Source organism: Rhizobium sp. YIM 134829, from assembly GCF_046546455.1.
The window spans coordinates 9,554-26,100 of record NZ_JBKHKI010000010.1; the positions used below are offsets into that span (position 1 = coordinate 9,554).

The window sequence follows — 16,547 nt, forward strand, 5'->3', positions numbered from 1 at the left end:
CTGAAGTTTCCATTCCTAGCGTTGAGGTCGCAGATGACTGAGTCCCGTCCCGACATCGTGAAGCAGACGCTCGAAGATGCTCTGGCTGCCTATGACCGTGAAGCGGAGCGACATAGCAAAAACGCTGCAGATCTTCGCGGGCAAATGCAGGCCGCTATGAAGGCTTGTGCTGAGGCGTATGCAAATGCTCAGGCGATCCGCGCTGCGCTAGAGGGTCCGAAGAACGAAGTGACGGTCATAGACAATCCGCCGAGCGCCTTCCGTCGGGCGTGGCAGCACTTCAACGACACCCGGGCATGAAGCTCTCGCAGCTCCGGCCGCAACTCGGCCGCCTGCCGCCGATGCTCGGCCCGCGGCCCGGAGACGAGCAGGACCGCAACCGGTACCGCTCTCAGTCGGAGCCCTGGCGCAGACTCTACAATACCGCGAGGTGGAAGCGCCTCCGCATCGCGACCTTCACCCGCGACCTGTTCACCTGCCGCCTCTGCTCCTCGGTAGAGGGCGATACCAGCAAACTGGTGTGTGACCACGTCATCCCGCACAAGGGCGACCTCGAGCTGTTCTGGGACGAGACCAACCTTCAGACCCTCTGCAAGACCTGCCATGACCGAGAGAAGCAAAGACAGGAGCGGGCTCTGCCCGGTGCATGACATGCAGATAGCCATGATCGAAGGCGCAACACGGATTATCGGCAAGAGCCAGGGCTACCTCGGCCTCCCCCTTCGGGATGAGCTGGTCAACTGCACGGTGAGCGGCGAGGGTACGCCGGCCATGTTGACCGCTTGGGAGCCGACACCGGATGAGCTCGCCCGACTGAACGCCGGCGCATCGGTGCACCTGCGAGTGCTGGGTACCATGCATCCGCCTGTCATGGTCGAGGTGGGTGACCCGCCGCATGACATCAGCTTGCCAACGACAGCCGCGTAGACGATCCTACTGGAGCCGAGCATGAGCATCAAGCCGCAAGACATGGGCCAGTTGATGACGACCGACGCCGCGACCATCTTCGCTATCATCGTCGACCAGTTCGGCGTCCGCATGGCTGACGAGATCGCGAAGGAAGTTCTCAAGCCGCGAGCATCTCAGCCGACCGTCGTCTGGCCTCGGCTGGACTGATGGACCGGAGCACGCTCGTCATCCTCACCATCCATGTCGTTGGCTTCCTTATCGCCCCGCTGGTGGCGCCCAAGGCATCCAAGGCCGAAGGGTCAATAGGCGAGGGCAGGAACTGCAAGGAATAGTGCAGAGATGCCTAATGGAAGTCCGAACTTTAGGGTCCTGTTCCATTAGGTACATCGACATTAGGGGGGGGAAGAAAAGGCTGGGAGGGCAGCCCCTCCCGGACCCGCGTCGCCCTCATGCACGCAATTTTTTTTCCAATCGGTGATTTCCGACCATGGCAGGCAATAAAAACTCCGGCAGGAAGGCTTTTCAGCCGACCGACGAGGACCGCGAGAAGGTGCGCGTTCTCAAGGCTGGCGGCATGTCGAACGAGGCAATCGCTGAGGCGATCGGCATTTCTGAGCCGACGCTGTCGAAGCATTTTCTTTCCGACCTCGAAGTAGGCGCGGCCAAGGTCCGGGCGGATATCCTGATGGCTCGCTATCGCTCGGCGATGGGCGGCAACGTGTCGGCGCAGAACAAGATGTTGGAGACTGCCGGCGCGGCACAGGCGCGGGATAAGAGGGCGCCTGCGGTACCGAAGCTCGGCAAGAAGGAACAGCAGGCGCTCGCGGCCAAGAACGTCGGCAGCCGGTTCGCTCCGCCGGCGCCGCCGAAGCTGATCGTGGACAACTCGTGAGAGAGTGGACGACTGCTTGCCCAGACTGGGAGGAGCGGATCCTGTCGCGCCGGTCGCTGGTGCCGTGCGATCCGCTGTTCCCTGATGAGGCCGAGGCAGCGCTCGCCGTCTTCAAGTCGCTGCGCATTGTTGACGTCGCCGGCCAACCGACATTCGGCGAAGCGTGCGACGAGTGGGTGTTCGATTTCGCCCGGGCAATCTTCGGCGCCTATGACCACACGACGGCCAAACGGCACATCCGCGAATTCTTCATGCTGATCTCGAAAAAGAACGGCAAGTCGACGATCGCCGCGGCCATCATGCTGACGGCGCTGATCAGGAACTGGCGGCACTCCGCCGAGCTACTGATCCTGGCGCCGACGCTCGAGATCGCGAACAACGCGTTCAAGCCGGCCAGCGACATGGTGAAGGGCGATCCGGAGCTGCAGGACCTCCTGCATGTTCAGGAGAACTTCCGCCAGATCACGAACCGCCTGACGGGTGCCGTCCTGAAGGTGGTTGCAGCGGACAACAACATTGTGGGCGGCAAGAAGGCGGCATTCGTGCTCGTGGACGAGCTATGGCTGTTCGGGAAGATGGCGAACGCCGACGGCATGCTCAGCGAAGCCACAGGCGGGCTGGTGGCGCGCCCTGAGGGGTTTGTGATCTATCTGTCCACGCAGTCCGAAGAGCCGCCGGCTGGGGTGTTCAAGGAGAAGCTCGACTACTTCCGGAACGTGCGAGACGGGGTGATCGTCGACAAGAAGAGCTTGGGCGTCATCTACGAATTTCCGCGCGCGATGGTGGAGGCCGAGGAGTATCTCGACCCCGCGAAATTCTGGATCACGAACCCGAACCTCGGGCGGTCGGTCAGCCTCGAATGGATCGAGGACAAGTTCAAGGAGAAGCGGGAGGCCGGGCCCGGACCGTTCCGGACTTTCCTCGCCAAGCACGGCAATGTCGAGATCGGCATGAAGCTGCGCAACGACAACTGGCCGGGCGCCAAATATTGGCTCGGCGCGGCCGACGAGACGATCATGCTGGAGACGCTGCTCGAACGATCCGAGGTGGTGACGATCGGCATCGATGGCGGTGGCCTCGACGACCTGTGTGGATTGGCAGTCCTCGGCCGCTGCAAGACGACGCGCGACTGGCTGCTGTGGAGTAAGGCATGGGCGCACAGCGACGTCCTGGAGCTGCGAAAGGACATCGCCCCGCGGCTGCTCGACTTCACAAAGGACCAGCGCGGCACTTACCACGACATGACGCTCTGCGAAGAGCCCACGCAGGATCTGACCGAAATCGCCGACATCTGCGAGCAAGTCCGCGAGGCGGGGCTGCTGCCGGAGAAGGGCGGCATAGGTGTCGACCGCATGGGCCTGCCGGGCATCCTCGAGGAGCTGTTGTCTCGCGGCTTCGATGTCGACGTCAACGGCGGCACAATAACCGGCATCCCGCAGGGCGGCCATTTGAACCCCGCCATCCTCGGCTCCGAGCGGCGCCTGAAGGACGGCACCATGTGGCATGCCGGGCAGCCGATCATGGCTTGGTGCACGAGCAACGCGAAGGTTGAGATGAAAACGAACGCACGCTCGATCACAAAGCAGTTGTCCGGCTCCGGCAAGATCGACCCGCTGATGGCCATGTTCAACGCCGTCATGCTCATGAGCCGCAACCCTGTCGCCGCTGCGGGGGTCGATATTGGAGACTACCTGCTGAACCCGGTGATGCACGCATGATGTGGCCATTCAACAAGAAGAGCGCGAAGCTGTCGGGCCGGGACGACGTCGAGACGATCAAGATCGCTCTTGGTGCGATGGCAGGAGCTGCTGGCAAAACCGTCGCGCCGGACAGCGCTCTGTCTCTGTCGACGGCCTGGTCGTGCGTGCGGCTTCTCTCGGAAACGATCGGCACGCTGCCGATGTCGTTCTATCAGCGCGTCGGCGACGAGAAGACGGTCGCTCGCAACCATCCGCTCTACGACTTGCTGCATGACAGCCCGAACGCGGATCAGTCGGCTGCCGAGTTCTGGGAGGGCGTCATCGCCTGTCTCTGTCTCTGGGGCAACTTCTACGGCGAGCGCAAGTATCTCGGCGACCGCCTTGTTGCCGTCCAGCCTTTGAAGCCGAACCTGATGTCTGTCGCGAGAACGGCGGACGGCCGGCGCGAGTATCGATATGCGGACCCCAAGGGGCGTCGTGTCTTCGATGAGGATCGCATCTTCCATGTTCGTGGGTTCGGTTACGGCGGCGACGTTGGCCTTTCGCCAATCAGCTATGGGCGGGAAACGATGTCCGTCGCCCTGGCGGCGGAGCAGACCGCGGCCTCGCAATTCAAGAACGGTCTGCAGTTGTCGGGCTTTCTTGAGCTACAAGGCATCAAGACCACCCCTGAGCAGCGCGTTGAGCTGATCGATCTCTTCGCGAAATTCGCCGGGTCCTCGCAGGCCGGTAAGGTCATGCCTCTGCCAGACGGCGCGAAATTCGTGGCGCTGGGGATGAACCCAGAAGACGCCCAGCTGCTTCAAACCCGCGCGTTCCACGTCGAGGAGATTTGCCGCTGGTTCCGGGTCCCGCCCTTCATGGTGGGGCACACTGAGAAGTCGTCCAGTTGGGGAACCGGTTTGGAACAGCAGATGATCGGATTTCTGACCTTCTCGCTCCGACCGTACCTGACGCGGATTGAGCAGGCGATCAAGAAGCAGCTCATCAAACCCGCCGATCGCGGCAGCTACTACGCGGAGTTCAATCTCGAAGGTCTACTGCGGGCAGACAGCCACGGCCGCGCTGCGCTTCTCAGCGCCCTTGGCCAGAACGGCTTCATCACGCGCAACGAGGGCCGCGCTCGCGACAACCTGAAGCCTCTGCCTGGCGGAGACACGCTTACCGTCCAGTCCAACATGATCCCGCTCGACAAGATCGGGCAAACGGATCAGCCGGCGCAGCAAGCGCGGTCGGCGCTGATGAACCTGCTCTTCGGCGGGGACCTCGACGCCATCATCGAGCAGCGCGTCAAGTCCATGATGGGCCACAACGGCGGCCCGGCTCTCGACAAGGAATAGGCACCGATGAACACCAAGGATTTCGCCCTGCAGGTCAAAGACCTGTCGGAAGACGGCACCTTTGAGGGCTACGGCTCGATCTTCGGCAATGTCGACAGCTATGGCGAGAAGGTCATGCCGGGAGCGTTCGTCGAAAGCCTTGCGCGGCACAAGCGCGAGGGCTCGAACGTCCTCATGCTCTGGAACCATGACGCACGCGAGCCGATCGGCGTTTGGGAAGATTTGGCGGAGGACGCGAAGGGGCTCTGGGGGAAGGGCAAGTTCCTCCTCGACATCCAGCGCGCCCGCGAGGTTCACGCGCTGGCAAAGGCCAAAGCCATCGGCGGCCTTTCGATCGGCTACCGCGAGATCGACACTGACCAGGACGGCTCGGTGCGTCTCCTCAAGAAGCTCGAGCTCTACGAGATCTCGCCTGTGTCGTTCCCGGCAAACCGCCGAGCTCGCATAGAGGCGGTGAAGTCGGAGCGAATGGAGGAGTTCGCCCGTCGCTTGCGCGACGGCGATCCGCTTCCGGTGAAGGATTTCGAGGACATCCTGCGCGAGGCAGGGGTCCCGAAAAGCATGGCCATGCAGATCGCCTCTGTCGGCTATGCCAAAGCCATTCGGAGCGAGTCCGATGGCGAGAAGGCGAATGACGGCGCTGCTTTCATGCGCGCCCTTCTCAACATCTGATCTGAACCCCGAAAGGTTTGACCATGAAGACGATGGATTACTATGCGTCGGCCGCCAGCCTCCTTGGCCCGATGACCGCCAACGAGCGCCGCGCCGGCCGTTACATGCGTGACGGCGGAGGCCACCCGACAGCCGAACAGATGGCCGTGCAGGTGAAGGCCAAGTTCGACAGCGCCCTCGATGCGGTGAAGGCGATCGCCCAGGACGCGCTCGGCAAGGCCGAGAAGGGCGAGACCATGTCCAACTCCGTCAAGGAGAAGGCCGATGAGGCGCTCGTCAAGTTGAACGAGGTTTCGACCCGTATGGGAGAGCTCGAGCAGAAGATGGTGCGCGACGCCGAGCATGGCGCGCAGCAGGTCAAGTCGGCCGGCTACCAGATGATCGAAAACGAGGATGTGAAGGCCTTCGCAAAGAACGCGACCCCGGGCAAGCGCATCGGCGTCGAGGTCAAGGCGATCATCTCCGCGGCCACGGCGGACGCGAACGGCTCCGCCGGTGCGCTGCTCGAGCCGCAGCGCGTTGGACTCGTGACCCCGGTCACGCGCCGGATGACGATCCGCGATCTGCTGACGCCCGGCCGCACCTCGCAGCCGTCGATCCAGTATCCGCGCGAGACCGGATTCGTGAACAACGCTGCGACCGTGTCGGAGACCGCCGGCCTCGCCAAGCCACAGTCGGACATCAAGTTCGACATCAAGACGGTGTCCGTCACCACGATCGCGCACTGGGTCTTGGCAACCCGTCAGATCCTCGACGATCTGCCGATGCTGCAGTCCTACATCGACGGTCGCCTGCGCTACGGCCTGAGCTTCGTCGAGGAGAACCAGCTCCTCAACGGCGGCGGCACGGGCACGGACCTGCTCGGCATCTATCCGCAGGCAACGGCCTTCGCTGCCGGGCCCGCCATTGTGCAGGCGCCGACGCGGATCGACGTCATTCGCTACGCGATGCTCCAGGGCGCGCTTGCCGAGCTGCCGGCGACGGGCATCACCATGAACCCGATCGACTGGGCCATGATCGAGACCACGAAGGACGCCGGCAACAACTACGTCATTGGCGACCCGCAGAAGAGCGCTCAGCCGACGCTGTGGAGCCTGCCCGTCGTTCCCACCCAGGCCATGGCGTCCGGCACCTTCCTGACCGGCGCGTTCCAGCTCGGCGCGCAGATCTTTGACCGCGAGGATGCCCGTGTCGAGATCTCCACGGAAGACGCCGACAACTTCCGTCGGAACCTCGTGACCGTCCTCGCAGAAGAGCGTCTGGCGCTCGCCGTCTACCGCCCGGAAGCCTTCATCAAGGGCACTTTCGCGGCCGGCATCACCGATCTCACGTCGTAATCGGAAGCTCCTCAGAGGCCGGCCTACGGACCGACTTCAACCTCACCCTCGAAAGGAACACAGCATGACCAACGTGAAAATGGTGGCCCTTGATACCGTCCACATCACCTCGGTGAGCAAGGACAATCTGACGGCGGGCGCGCAATTCGAGATCGACAGCGCCACGGCAAAGGATCTTGAAAGCCGCGGCATTGCGAAGCGCGTCGACGAGACAGCTTCAGCGACGACTTTGCGCGAGGATGGCCCTACGATCTCAGAATTCGTCGCCGCCGGCTACGATCCGTCCACCTATCCTCCGGCCGGCTACGCATCTCGCAGCACGGACCAGGAGATTGCTGACGCCATCGCTCAGGCGGGGGCGGCGGCGAGTAAGGCCGAAGTTCCGCCTCAGAACAAGATGGAGCCGGCGCCAACGAACAAATCCGAAGATCCTGCCGTCGCGGCTGCCGCAACTCCTGCCAGCACCAGCGCCCCACGCTCGCGTCGGCAGAAGGCCTGATTATGTCGGTCCGCGTCATCGAGCCTCCTGCCGCACTCGTCAGCCTGGAGGAGGCAAAAACATTCCTCCGGGTCTTGGACGACAGCGACGCTGAAACCGACAACCTGATTTCGGCTTTCATTGTTGCTGCGCAGGCGGAGTTCGATGGCCCGACCGGATGGGTGGGCCGTTGTTTCGGCGAGCAGAAGCTCGAATGGACCGGCAAGCCGCTCGCTTGCGAGTTCCGAGCGCCGTACCCGGACCTCAAGTCCGTCGTCTCCGTCGAGGCGCAGGCGGGCGGGCAGTGGCAAGTTCTGCCGCCGGCCAGTTACCAGGCTGATGATACTGGTGTGGTCCGCCCGGTGGCCGGCGCTTGGCCCAGCATGTCAGCGTCCCGCGTGACATACGTTGCCGGCATGGCTGCTGAAGACCCCCGGCTGCAGCAGGTCAAAACCGCGATCCTCTTCCATGTGAAGATCCATTTCTACGAAGGCGACTTTGGCGAGCGGATCCGCAAGTCGATCGACGCGCTGCTGGCACCGCTCCGGATTTACGCATGCCCCTGAACACGTCGCAGCTCGATCGCAAGATTACGTTCCAGCGGGCGAGCAAGGCCCCGAACGCGTTCAATGAGGCGATCGAGACCTGGAACAACGTCGGCACGGTCTGGGCGATGCGTCGGGATGCCTCGGACAGTCAGAAGATTGAGTTCTTGGCGGCCGGGCAGGTGGGCTCGTTCATCGTCTCAAGGTTCACGGTCCGCTCGTCTGTCCTCGCTCGCTCCATCACACCTGTCGATCGCCTGCTGCACGAGGGCCGTGTTTGGCAAGTCAACGGGGTGAAGGAAGCGGACCAGGGTCGCCACCGCTTCCTTGAAATCACAGCCTCAAGGGATGCCGACACATGAAGCTGTCTGTTCGTCGCACCCCTTGGGGTCTGGCGCTCGTTTCCGAGGCTGGCGAGATCCTGCCCATGCAGCGATCGCTGGTGATCAAGAGCGTTCCAGATGACCTGGTCACGGTTACCGTGGAATTCGTCGTCGGCGAAAACCTGATCATTGATGTCGACACCGAGGAATCGGCCGATGGCTAAGGTCACGATCAAGATCGATGGGTTGAAGGAGCTGGACCGCGCGCTCGGTCAGCTGCCGAAATCGACCGGCAAGGCGGTCCTCCGCAAGGTTCTGAAGGATGCCGGCGAGCCGGTGGCGAAGGCAGCGCGTGCCCGCGCGCCGCGCCTGACGCTGCATCTCGTCGAGACCGTCGACGTCGGCACGAAGTTGACCCGGCGCCAAGCTACTCTTCATCGCAGCCAGGCGAAGGACGATCGAGCCTATGCCGAGGTGTTCGTCGGCACCAGTGACCCGGCCGGCATGCAGGACGAGTTCGGCAACGAACATCAGGCGGCGCAGCCGTGGTTGCGGCCGGCATGGGACGGTACGAAGGACGCGACGCTCGAGCGCATATCGAACGCGCTGTGGGGCGAGATCGACAAAGCGGCGCAGCGCGTGGCGAGTAAACTGAGGCGGCGTTGATGGAAGAGGCTCTGATCGCTCTCCTGCTCTCGCATGCGCCGCTCACCGCGCTCCTCGGGCAGAAGATCCGGCCGGGTCGGGCTGATCAGGCAGACGTGCCGCCCTTCGCGGTCGTCCAGGTCATTGACAGCAACCGCTCCTACACCCTTGCGGGAGCCTCCGGCGTCGTTGCGGCCCGCGTTCAGATCGACGTCTACGCCGACACATACAGCGCAGCTAAGCAGGCCGCGCGGCTCATTGAGGCGCGGCTTAGCGGTCATCGAGACCAATTCTTCCAAGCGATCTTCCTGACCGATCAACGAGACCTGCCCGCCGCGGACGCGGGCGCGGTGACCACGAAGTTCCGCACATCCATCGACATCACCGTCCATTACGGAGAGCAGCAATGACCGACGTGACCATCGGCTATGGTACCAAGTACGAAATTAAGGACCCACGGTTGACGCCGGTCGCCTTCGTGGAGCTAGCGGAGGTCAAGAACGTGACGCCGGGCGCCACTTCCGTCGACCGCGTGGAAGCGACCCATATGAAGAGCCCCGGCCGCCGGCGGGAATATGTCGCGGGCCTGGTCGACAGTGGCGAGGCTAGCTTCGAGATCAACTGGATTCCGGGCAATGCGACCGACGAGCTGATCGTCCATCTGATGAGCACCGGCGCCACCGTCGATCACCGCATCACCTTCCCGAGCGGGAACCGCGTGACTTTCGAGGCTCAGATCACGGGCTATGAGCGCGACACGCCGATGGAGGACATCATGACGGCCACCGTCACGGTCTCCGTCTCTGGCGACGAAATCTGGGACGAGGCCCCGTGATGGCGAACAAGGAACGCGGGGAGGTCAGCTTCGACGCGCTCGGCAAGACGTGGACGATGAAGATCGGCACGGATGCCATGTGCGCGATGGAAGACAAGACCGGCAAAGGCATTTCTGAGATCGCTGCGGAGCTCGGCGGCGCGTCGGTCAAGCTGTCGACGCTACGACTGCTCATCTGGGCCGGCCTCCAGCATCACCACGAGGATGTGTCGCTGAAGGACTGCAGCGAGATCATCGATGATTTCGGCGTCGCTGAGATCGGGCCTCTTGTTGGCCAGGCGTTTCAAGCAGCGTTCCCGAAGAAGGATACGGACGCGCGCCCTCCGAAGGCGACGGCGGCATAGACTGGCCGTCGCTGATTACCGAGTGGGTCGCGATCGGCCAGCCCTACGAGCTGTTCTGGCGGCTGACCTTGAAGGAGGTGAGCGTCATCCTGGCTGGCGAGGCGGAACGCCTTATCCGCGCTCGCAACGACCAGATCAGCCTCGCATGGCATATCGAGTCGCTGGCTCGTCAGGAAAGGCTGCCGAGGCTGGAGAGGCTGCTGACCAAGAAGAAAGCAAAGCCGAAAACTCCGGCTGAGCTCGAGTTGGTCACCCGGTCATGGCTGAGCGGGGCAGCACGGCGTAGGAAACGCGCTATTGACGACGCCACTCCCATGGCAGAGTGAACTCGCCACCCCAGATGCCTGTCTTCGCCGACTTAGCGACCGCCTGGTCGGCGGCATAGGCGCCCTTCGAGTACCGTGGCCAGTCCAGAGCGTGTCCGTTTCGAACCATCCAGGCGGAAATGCTCTGACCGTCCGCGCGGAAGCAGTTTGCGACGACACGCTTGTAACGATCCTTTCCGGTCGCTTCACACCGGGTCGGTCGGGAGCGCGACAGGTAGTCGTCCAGGGCGGCGGCAGAGGCGCGGCCGCACATATAGGCTCGGCCGGTAGATGCGGTGCAGGTTTGTCGAGATTCAGGCGCGTCGATGCCGTTGAAGCGGATGCGCTGGCCTTGGATCTCGATTGTGTCGCCATCAACGACGGAGGCGCGGCCGCTGATGTCGGCAGCATTCCCACCAGCAGCGCCTGTGACGAGAAAGACAGCTAGAAAGGCAGCTTTTACGTTTGCGGCACTCATTTGAACTGAAACATCTCGAATGACCCTCCGGGGCCATAGTTCTGCATGAGGCTCTCACACACAGCGGCGCGCGGAGCGGATTTGAAGACCTTGAACCATGCTTGCTCCTCGGCCTGCAGCAGTTCTGGCTCCTCCTCACTTGCGTTCATATCGTACTCGATAAATCCCTTCGCCAGAAATTTGGTTTCGATGCCAGGGCAGTAGGCGGGACCAGCAAGAGCAAGAGCGTAAAGTTTCCTCTTCTGCACGTGTAGATCATCTGTTTGCGCGGCAACGTGCCCTGCGGCTAGCGCCGCGATCGTGGCGACGATCGTTCGTTTCATTTTGACCTCCTAAACAACCACTACGGTGTTGGTCTCATGGCATCAGCAGTTATCGGCGCGTTGCGCGTCAACCTTGGCATCGACAGCGCCGAATTCCAAGATGGCCTGAAAAAGGTACAGTCTAGCTTGGCTGGCGTGGGGAAGTCGATGCAGTCTGCCGGAAAGAGCATGGCTGCGTTCGTCACCGCTCCGCTCGCCGGCGCCGGGATCGCGATCCTCAAGACGGCCGGCGACTTCGAAGCATCCATGAACCGGGTGCAGGCTGCCACCAACGCGTCGTCGTCTGAGTTCACCGCCCTTAGTGATCTGGCGCTGCAGCTCGGCGCGAACACGTCCAAGTCGGCATCCGAGTCTGCCGACATGATGGAGATGCTCGCGAAGAACGGTCTCACCGCCACCCAAATTCTGGATGGGGCGGCGACCGCGTCTATCAAGCTCTCAGAGGCGACTGGTGGTGATCTCGCCACTTCGGCAGACGTTGCGACGAACGTGATGGCGCAATTCAAGATCGAGGCGAAGGATCTTGGCCAGGTCGTCGACGGCATCACTAACGTGACCTTGGCGTCCCAGTTCGGGTTCAACGATTACAAGGATGCTATTGCTCAAGCCGGGGGTGTTGCCGGGGCGCTGGGCGTAAGCTTTGAAGATTTCAACGCGGCGATTGCTGGTACATCATCGGTTTTCAATTCCGGCGCGGACGCTGGAACGTCGTTCAAGACCTTCCTGACGACCCTCGTGCCGAAGAGCGATGCGGCCGCCGCCGAAATGGAGCGGCTTGGTCTGGAGTTCTTCAACGCCAACGGCTCAATGAAATCGATGGCTGAAATTGCTGAGGAGCTGAAGACCAGTCTTTCCGGACTGAGTGACGAGGCGAAGACCAATGCTGTGTCCGAAATTTTCGGGCAAGATGCCATGCGAACTGCGTTGGCTTTGGCAGACCAAGGCGCGGCCGGGATCGACAAACTGGCTGTCTCCATTCAGCGAAAGGGATCCGCTGACGAGCAAGCTGCGGCGAGGATGAAGGGGTTCAATGGTGAGCTTGAGAAGCTGGGCGGCGCCTTAGAAACCCTCGCAAACAAGATTGCCAGCGGGGGCCTTCTACAGTTCGCGACCAGCCTGATCAGTAAGATGTCTCAGCTTGTTGACAGCCTGAGCAAGACAAGCCCCCAGCTCCTCAACTGGGGCGTGGTCGTTGCAGGGGTAGCTGCGGCTCTCGGCCCGGTACTCATCACCTTGGGTCTCGTAGCTACTGGGATTGCTGCAATCGGGGCTCCAGTTGCGGCCGCAGTCGCCGCGTTCGCGGCGCTGTCTGCGGCTGGCGTAGCGCTGTACCAAAACTGGGACGTCCTGAAAGAGAAATTTCCTACGGTCACTGGCATCTTCGAGACGCTGGGCTCGGTCATGGCCACTACGGCGAGCGGCTTGGCAACGCAAACTGCGCTGATCAGTCAGTATCTCATGCAGATGCTGTCCGGCGACCTGCAGGGGGCAGGACAGACTGTCCGGGAGATCTTCGTCAACATCGGCAACACGTTCACGGAGCTGGCCAACACCGTCATCCCCGGCGCCGGCGATATGATCAAGACGAAGGTCTCGGAGATCGCCGCCTATATCGTCGACGTGTTCAAGGCGCTGCCCGGCCAGATGCTACAGATCGGGACGGACATCATCGCCGGCCTTTGGAACGGCATCTCGGCAAAATGGGAAGAGGTGAAGGGCGGCGTGCGCTCCATCATGTCCTACATCCCGGGCGTCGCTCGCGAAGAAACTGACACGCACTCGCCGTCGCGCGTAATGCATGAGATCGGCCAGGACATCATGCAGGGCCTGGCGAACGGCATCACGCAGGGTTCGACCGGGTCGACAGCGGCGGCCAGGACAGCTGCGCAGCAGGTTTCGTCCGAGCTATCCAACGTAACGGCCGATACCGGGGGCGATCCATGGGCGGGTCTGCGTGAAGCGACCGATGGTGCCAAGGAGGGCATGGCTGGACTTGGGGATGCCGGTCAGTCTGTGGCCGACAAGATAGCGGGTGCCTTCGGTAGCATCATTGACGGCTCGAAGAAGCTGAAGGACGTGATCCGGGATACCTTTGCCGATATCGGCTCATCGCTGATGAAGAGCGGGCTGCAGAGCATTTTCGGTGGGTTGTTCGGGGGCGGCGGCGGGTTCCAGGCAAACACGACGCTTGGCGCAATCCTTGGCGCTGTTCCGGGCTTCGCCAACGGCGGGTCGTTCCAGGTCGGGGGCGCTGGCGGCATTGACAGCCAGCTCGTCGCTTTCAAGGCTTCGCCGAACGAGCGCGTAAGCATCACCAAGCCCGGGCAGGGCCGATCTCGCGGCAACACGTTCGTGACCAACCTCGACATGCGCGGCTCGAACTGGACCGAGGCGCAGATCAACGCGAAGCTCGACCAGCGTGATCGAAGGATCATGGAGCAGGTGCGTGGCAATGTTACTGGTTGGGTCGGCGAAGATCATGAGAGATTCGATTAATGGACTTTCCCGCGTCAGTCGCCGCGCAGCTCGCCGGCAACGTGGTCCGCTGCGATGCTTTGGCCGAAATCGGTTTCCTCAATGGCTCGCGCCGCCTCTACAACGGCTTCGGGACGCTCCGGACCAATGATGGCAAGCTCTGGCAGGGCATCGGCAACCTCGGCAGCATCGGGGGACTGAAGCAAGCGATGAACGGTGCCGCGGCGCCCCTTGAGCTGTCGGTGTCTGGCGTCGATGCTGGGTTCGCCGCCCAGGCCAAAGGCGATCGGGCGAATTGGTACATGCGTCCGGTCGTCATCTATCTGCAGTTCTTCGCGAACGACTGGCAGCCGCTCGACATGCCGTTCGCCATGGCCTTTGCGACCATGCGGCAGCTCACGATCGGCCGCCAGTCAACGGAGGGCGGCATGGTCTATTCGGTGACGATCCAAGCCGAAGGCCCGTTCATCACCCGCAAGCGGGCTCGGTACGGCTTCTATTCCGACACGGACCAGCAGAAGCGGTTTCCTGGTGACCGGGGTTGCGAGCGCACTTCGGGCATCGAGCAACACGTCATCATTTTCCCGAGGTCCTGATGACCGCCGACCTCGGCGCGTTCATTCGCGCCATGGCCGCCAGCGAGTTTCGTTGGGGCGAGAAGGACTGTGCCTTGGTGATCGCCGACTGGTGGGCCGCCAACCATGGTGGCGATCCAGCGGCGCACCTTCGGGGTGCTTACTCCTCGGATGAGGACTGCCAAGCGCTTCTTCGCGAGGTCGGCGGCTTGGCGCGGCTTGTGCGGCGCATTGCTGTCGCTGCTGGTGCCGCTCGATCGGCTGGCGACCGCCCCGGCGACTTTGCCGTGATCCGATACGGCAACCGGCACCTCGGCGCGATCAGATCGGCCTCGGGCCGGTGGGTCGTCAAAAGCCAAGACGGCGTGATCGCCATCAAGAACGCAAAGGTCGTTGCCGCATGGTCCGTTTGAGGGTGCTTCTGCTTGCCGGCGTCGTGTTGACTGCCAGTGCCGGCGCCGCGGCCGCTGACCCTGGCTCCCTGATCGCTGGCGCTATCCTCGGGGCTGGGGCCGCCGGCACGATCGGCGCAACGTTGCTCGCCGGCGTCATCAATGCGGCCATAGGCATCGGTCTGCAGCTGCTGACCGCGCGCCGGCCCGATGTGCCGAAGCCAGAGGATGTGCAGAACGTCATCCGGCAGTCGCTGCCTGTCCGGTCAAGGCATTATGGATTGCGGCGCCTCGGCGGCCCACTGCTGTTCATTGAGAACAAAGATGGCGCGGTCTTCCAGATCGTGGCCTTTGGCTCGCAGCGCTTTGATGCAGTCGTGGACTGGATCCTGGATGGCCGACACGTCACGCTCGACGCGGACGGCGTGCTGACGTCCAACCCCTACTACGCGGACAACACGCGTATTCTCTACAAACCGGGTACCGCCTCGCAGACGGCGTTCGCGCGCCTGGTGGAGCAATTCCCGACGATCTGGACCGTAGACCACCGCAACCGCGGGATCGCCAACGCGCTTCTCGAAACGCGCGGCGTCAAGCTCGAGAAGTTCGGCAAGGTCTATCCGAACAAGATCGCCAAGCTGAACGGCATCTTCCAGACCGCTCTAGTGCTGGATCCACGAACGAACACGACGGCCTATAGCGCGAACCTCGCGCTCCAGCTCCGCGACTATCTGACCTCGGATGACGGGCTGCAGATCGCCCCTTCGTTCATCGATGTCGACGACATCAAGCAGGCTGCAGACGATTGCGACGTGTTGCTGCCGACAAAGAGCGGCGGCACTGTCCGCCGCTACCATGGCGCCTTGAGTTACAGCTTCGATGAAGAGCCGGCGTCTGTCATGAGCCGGTTCCTGACGGCGATGGACGGCCGGATCGCATTGAAGCCGAACGGTAAGATTGGCGTCTCTGCTGGGGTCTGGCGCGAACCGACTGTCACGCTCACCGATGAGCACATTATCGACTTCTCGATGTCGGACGGCGCCGGTCCTCTGCGCGAGTTCAACGAGATCCGCGTCAAGTACGAGGAGCCGCTTGCCGACTTCGCCGCGGCAGATGCTCAGCCGTGGCGCCAGGACGACGAGATCGCGACCTATGGCGAGGTGCGGTCGAAGACGATCGATGCCTACGAGATCCAGAACCACAATCACGCGCGGCGCATCGCGAAGATCGCCGCAGCGCGCGGTGCGCCGCGTTGGCAGGGGACCCTGAAGACGACGCTCTTCGGAATGAACGCTTGGGATCAGCGTTTCGTCCGGGTCCAGATCGCTGACCTCGATATGGATGGTGACCCTTTCAACGAGACCATGGAGGTGACCGACATCACCCTCAACGTCGAGGAGATGACGGTCTCCATGAATGTGTCGAGCTTCGGCGCTGATGCCTATGCCTTCAACCCGGCAACGGAAGAGGGGACGGCGCCGCGGCTTCCCGAGCGGATCGAGGAGGACGCGATCCCAGACGTGCAAATGGCAAGCGCGATCGGCACGCAACGAACTCTAGCAGGGGGTGTCAAGGTGGCGCTGATCAAGGTCTCTGTCGCTGCTCCGGCCGGCCAGGACGATCTGAAGCTTGATGTCGAATACTCGCGGGCAGATCTCGAGGAGTGGCAGGCCGCAGCCGTCGCCCCTGATGCCCTGAAGGTCGATATCGTCGGCCTGGAGGACGGCGCGCTCTATGATGTTCGCATGCGGTGGCGCACTGCGTCCGGAGCGGCAGGACCCTACGCGCTGATCGAGAACATTCCTGCCGTGGCCGACCCCAACCCGCCGCTGCCGGTGACGAACCTCGACACGACGCCAGGGCCGACTGCCGGCACAGTCACCATCGCCTGGACCAACCCGAACAGCGAGAACTTCAAGGCTGTCCGGATCTATCGCAACAGCACCACAAACTTCGCGACAGCAACGGACCTTGAAGGG

The 16,547-nt window shown here is 62.6% G+C and carries 24 protein-coding genes; 22 read left to right on the forward strand and 2 right to left on the reverse strand.

All coding sequences use genetic code 11. The features are described from left to right. Positions 1 to 33: 33 nt before the first annotated feature. The 18 genes from ACLE20_RS15140 (at position 34) to ACLE20_RS15225 (ending at position 10,020) form a co-directional block, all read left to right on the forward strand. Entirely contained in the window at positions 34 to 300 is a 267-nt protein-coding gene (locus ACLE20_RS15140) for a hypothetical protein (protein WP_410941151.1), read from the forward strand. Continuing rightward, positions 297 to 650: an HNH endonuclease gene (locus tag ACLE20_RS15145; RefSeq protein WP_410941152.1), complete on the forward strand. Its 354-nt coding sequence runs from the start codon at positions 297 to 299 to the stop codon at positions 648 to 650. Before ACLE20_RS15140 ends, ACLE20_RS15145 begins: the two co-directional genes overlap by 4 nt. A gap of 1 nt (position 651) precedes the next feature. After that, the gene (locus ACLE20_RS15150) at positions 652 to 927 is read left to right on the forward strand and encodes a hypothetical protein (protein WP_410941153.1); all 276 of its coding nucleotides are present in this window, start codon (positions 652 to 654) and stop codon (positions 925 to 927) included. A gap of 21 nt (positions 928 to 948) precedes the next feature. After that, complete coding sequence (locus tag ACLE20_RS15155; RefSeq protein WP_410941154.1) at positions 949 to 1,116, forward strand: hypothetical protein; 168 nt, start codon at positions 949 to 951, stop codon at positions 1,114 to 1,116. After that, on the forward strand, positions 1,116 to 1,241 hold the full coding sequence (locus ACLE20_RS15160; RefSeq protein WP_410941155.1) for a hypothetical protein: 126 nt from the start codon (positions 1,116 to 1,118) through the stop codon (positions 1,239 to 1,241). Before ACLE20_RS15155 ends, ACLE20_RS15160 begins: the two co-directional genes overlap by 1 nt. A gap of 155 nt (positions 1,242 to 1,396) precedes the next feature. Continuing rightward, positions 1,397 to 1,801, forward strand: coding sequence for a hypothetical protein (locus tag ACLE20_RS15165; RefSeq protein ID WP_410941156.1), 405 nt, complete (start codon positions 1,397 to 1,399; stop codon positions 1,799 to 1,801). After that, entirely contained in the window at positions 1,798 to 3,519 is a 1,722-nt protein-coding gene (locus tag ACLE20_RS15170) for a terminase large subunit (protein ID WP_410941157.1), read from the forward strand. The genes ACLE20_RS15165 and ACLE20_RS15170 overlap by 4 nt, the downstream gene beginning before the upstream one ends. Beyond that, complete coding sequence (locus ACLE20_RS15175) at positions 3,516 to 4,841, forward strand: phage portal protein (RefSeq protein WP_410941158.1); 1,326 nt, start codon at positions 3,516 to 3,518, stop codon at positions 4,839 to 4,841. The genes ACLE20_RS15170 and ACLE20_RS15175 overlap by 4 nt, the downstream gene beginning before the upstream one ends. 6 nt (positions 4,842 to 4,847) lie before the next feature. Continuing rightward, on the forward strand, positions 4,848 to 5,513 hold the full coding sequence (locus ACLE20_RS15180) for an HK97 family phage prohead protease (RefSeq protein WP_410941159.1): 666 nt from the start codon (positions 4,848 to 4,850) through the stop codon (positions 5,511 to 5,513). 23 nt (positions 5,514 to 5,536) lie between these two features. Then, positions 5,537 to 6,850 (forward strand): phage major capsid protein, encoded by a 1,314-nt coding sequence (locus tag ACLE20_RS15185; RefSeq protein ID WP_410941160.1) that lies wholly within the window; start codon positions 5,537 to 5,539, stop codon positions 6,848 to 6,850. 64 nt (positions 6,851 to 6,914) lie between these two features. Continuing rightward, the gene (locus ACLE20_RS15190; protein WP_410941161.1) at positions 6,915 to 7,349 is read left to right on the forward strand and encodes a hypothetical protein; all 435 of its coding nucleotides are present in this window, start codon (positions 6,915 to 6,917) and stop codon (positions 7,347 to 7,349) included. A 2-nt stretch (positions 7,350 to 7,351) separates the two neighbouring features. Then, the gene (locus ACLE20_RS15195; RefSeq protein ID WP_410941162.1) at positions 7,352 to 7,894 is read left to right on the forward strand and encodes a head-tail connector protein; all 543 of its coding nucleotides are present in this window, start codon (positions 7,352 to 7,354) and stop codon (positions 7,892 to 7,894) included. Beyond that, positions 7,885 to 8,235, forward strand: a complete 351-nt coding sequence (locus tag ACLE20_RS15200; RefSeq protein ID WP_410941163.1) for a head-tail adaptor protein — start codon at positions 7,885 to 7,887, stop codon at positions 8,233 to 8,235. The genes ACLE20_RS15195 and ACLE20_RS15200 overlap by 10 nt, the downstream gene beginning before the upstream one ends. Further along, positions 8,232 to 8,420 (forward strand): hypothetical protein, encoded by a 189-nt coding sequence (locus tag ACLE20_RS15205; protein ID WP_410941164.1) that lies wholly within the window; start codon positions 8,232 to 8,234, stop codon positions 8,418 to 8,420. The genes ACLE20_RS15200 and ACLE20_RS15205 overlap by 4 nt, the downstream gene beginning before the upstream one ends. Beyond that, positions 8,413 to 8,862 carry an HK97-gp10 family putative phage morphogenesis protein gene (locus ACLE20_RS15210; RefSeq protein WP_410941165.1) on the forward strand — a complete coding sequence of 150 codons (450 nt, stop codon included), beginning with the start codon at positions 8,413 to 8,415 and terminating at the stop codon, positions 8,860 to 8,862. The genes ACLE20_RS15205 and ACLE20_RS15210 overlap by 8 nt, the downstream gene beginning before the upstream one ends. Then, positions 8,862 to 9,251 carry a DUF3168 domain-containing protein gene (locus ACLE20_RS15215; RefSeq protein ID WP_410941166.1) on the forward strand — a complete coding sequence of 130 codons (390 nt, stop codon included), beginning with the start codon at positions 8,862 to 8,864 and terminating at the stop codon, positions 9,249 to 9,251. The genes ACLE20_RS15210 and ACLE20_RS15215 overlap by 1 nt, the downstream gene beginning before the upstream one ends. Further along, the gene (locus ACLE20_RS15220) at positions 9,248 to 9,676 is read left to right on the forward strand and encodes a phage tail tube protein (protein WP_410941167.1); all 429 of its coding nucleotides are present in this window, start codon (positions 9,248 to 9,250) and stop codon (positions 9,674 to 9,676) included. The genes ACLE20_RS15215 and ACLE20_RS15220 overlap by 4 nt, the downstream gene beginning before the upstream one ends. Next, positions 9,676 to 10,020: a GTA-gp10 family protein gene (locus ACLE20_RS15225; protein ID WP_410941168.1), complete on the forward strand. Its 345-nt coding sequence runs from the start codon at positions 9,676 to 9,678 to the stop codon at positions 10,018 to 10,020. The genes ACLE20_RS15220 and ACLE20_RS15225 overlap by 1 nt, the downstream gene beginning before the upstream one ends. A gap of 294 nt (positions 10,021 to 10,314) precedes the next feature. Here ACLE20_RS15225 and ACLE20_RS15230 read toward each other — a convergent pair whose 3' ends face one another. Together ACLE20_RS15230 and ACLE20_RS15235 are read right to left on the reverse strand one after the other, a co-directional pair. After that, entirely contained in the window at positions 10,315 to 10,803 is a 489-nt protein-coding gene (locus ACLE20_RS15230; RefSeq protein WP_410941169.1) for a thermonuclease family protein, read from the reverse strand. Next, positions 10,800 to 11,126 (reverse strand): hypothetical protein, encoded by a 327-nt coding sequence (locus ACLE20_RS15235; protein WP_410941170.1) that lies wholly within the window; start codon positions 11,124 to 11,126, stop codon positions 10,800 to 10,802. The genes ACLE20_RS15230 and ACLE20_RS15235 overlap by 4 nt, the downstream gene beginning before the upstream one ends. A 36-nt stretch (positions 11,127 to 11,162) precedes the next feature. Between ACLE20_RS15235 and ACLE20_RS15240 the strand changes: the two genes are divergently transcribed. The 4 genes from ACLE20_RS15240 to ACLE20_RS15255 all read left to right on the forward strand — a co-directional run. Then, on the forward strand, positions 11,163 to 13,622 hold the full coding sequence (locus ACLE20_RS15240; protein WP_410941171.1) for a phage tail tape measure protein: 2,460 nt from the start codon (positions 11,163 to 11,165) through the stop codon (positions 13,620 to 13,622). After that, a complete protein-coding gene (locus tag ACLE20_RS15245; protein ID WP_410941172.1) occupies positions 13,622 to 14,197 on the forward strand; it encodes a hypothetical protein in 576 nt (191 codons plus the stop codon). Before ACLE20_RS15240 ends, ACLE20_RS15245 begins: the two co-directional genes overlap by 1 nt. Further along, on the forward strand, positions 14,197 to 14,589 hold the full coding sequence (locus ACLE20_RS15250) for a DUF6950 family protein (RefSeq protein ID WP_410941173.1): 393 nt from the start codon (positions 14,197 to 14,199) through the stop codon (positions 14,587 to 14,589). Before ACLE20_RS15245 ends, ACLE20_RS15250 begins: the two co-directional genes overlap by 1 nt. After that, positions 14,577 to 16,547 (forward strand): hypothetical protein (locus ACLE20_RS15255; RefSeq protein WP_410941174.1); only part of this gene is annotated, 1,971 nt, incomplete at its 3' end. The genes ACLE20_RS15250 and ACLE20_RS15255, both read left to right, overlap by 13 nt.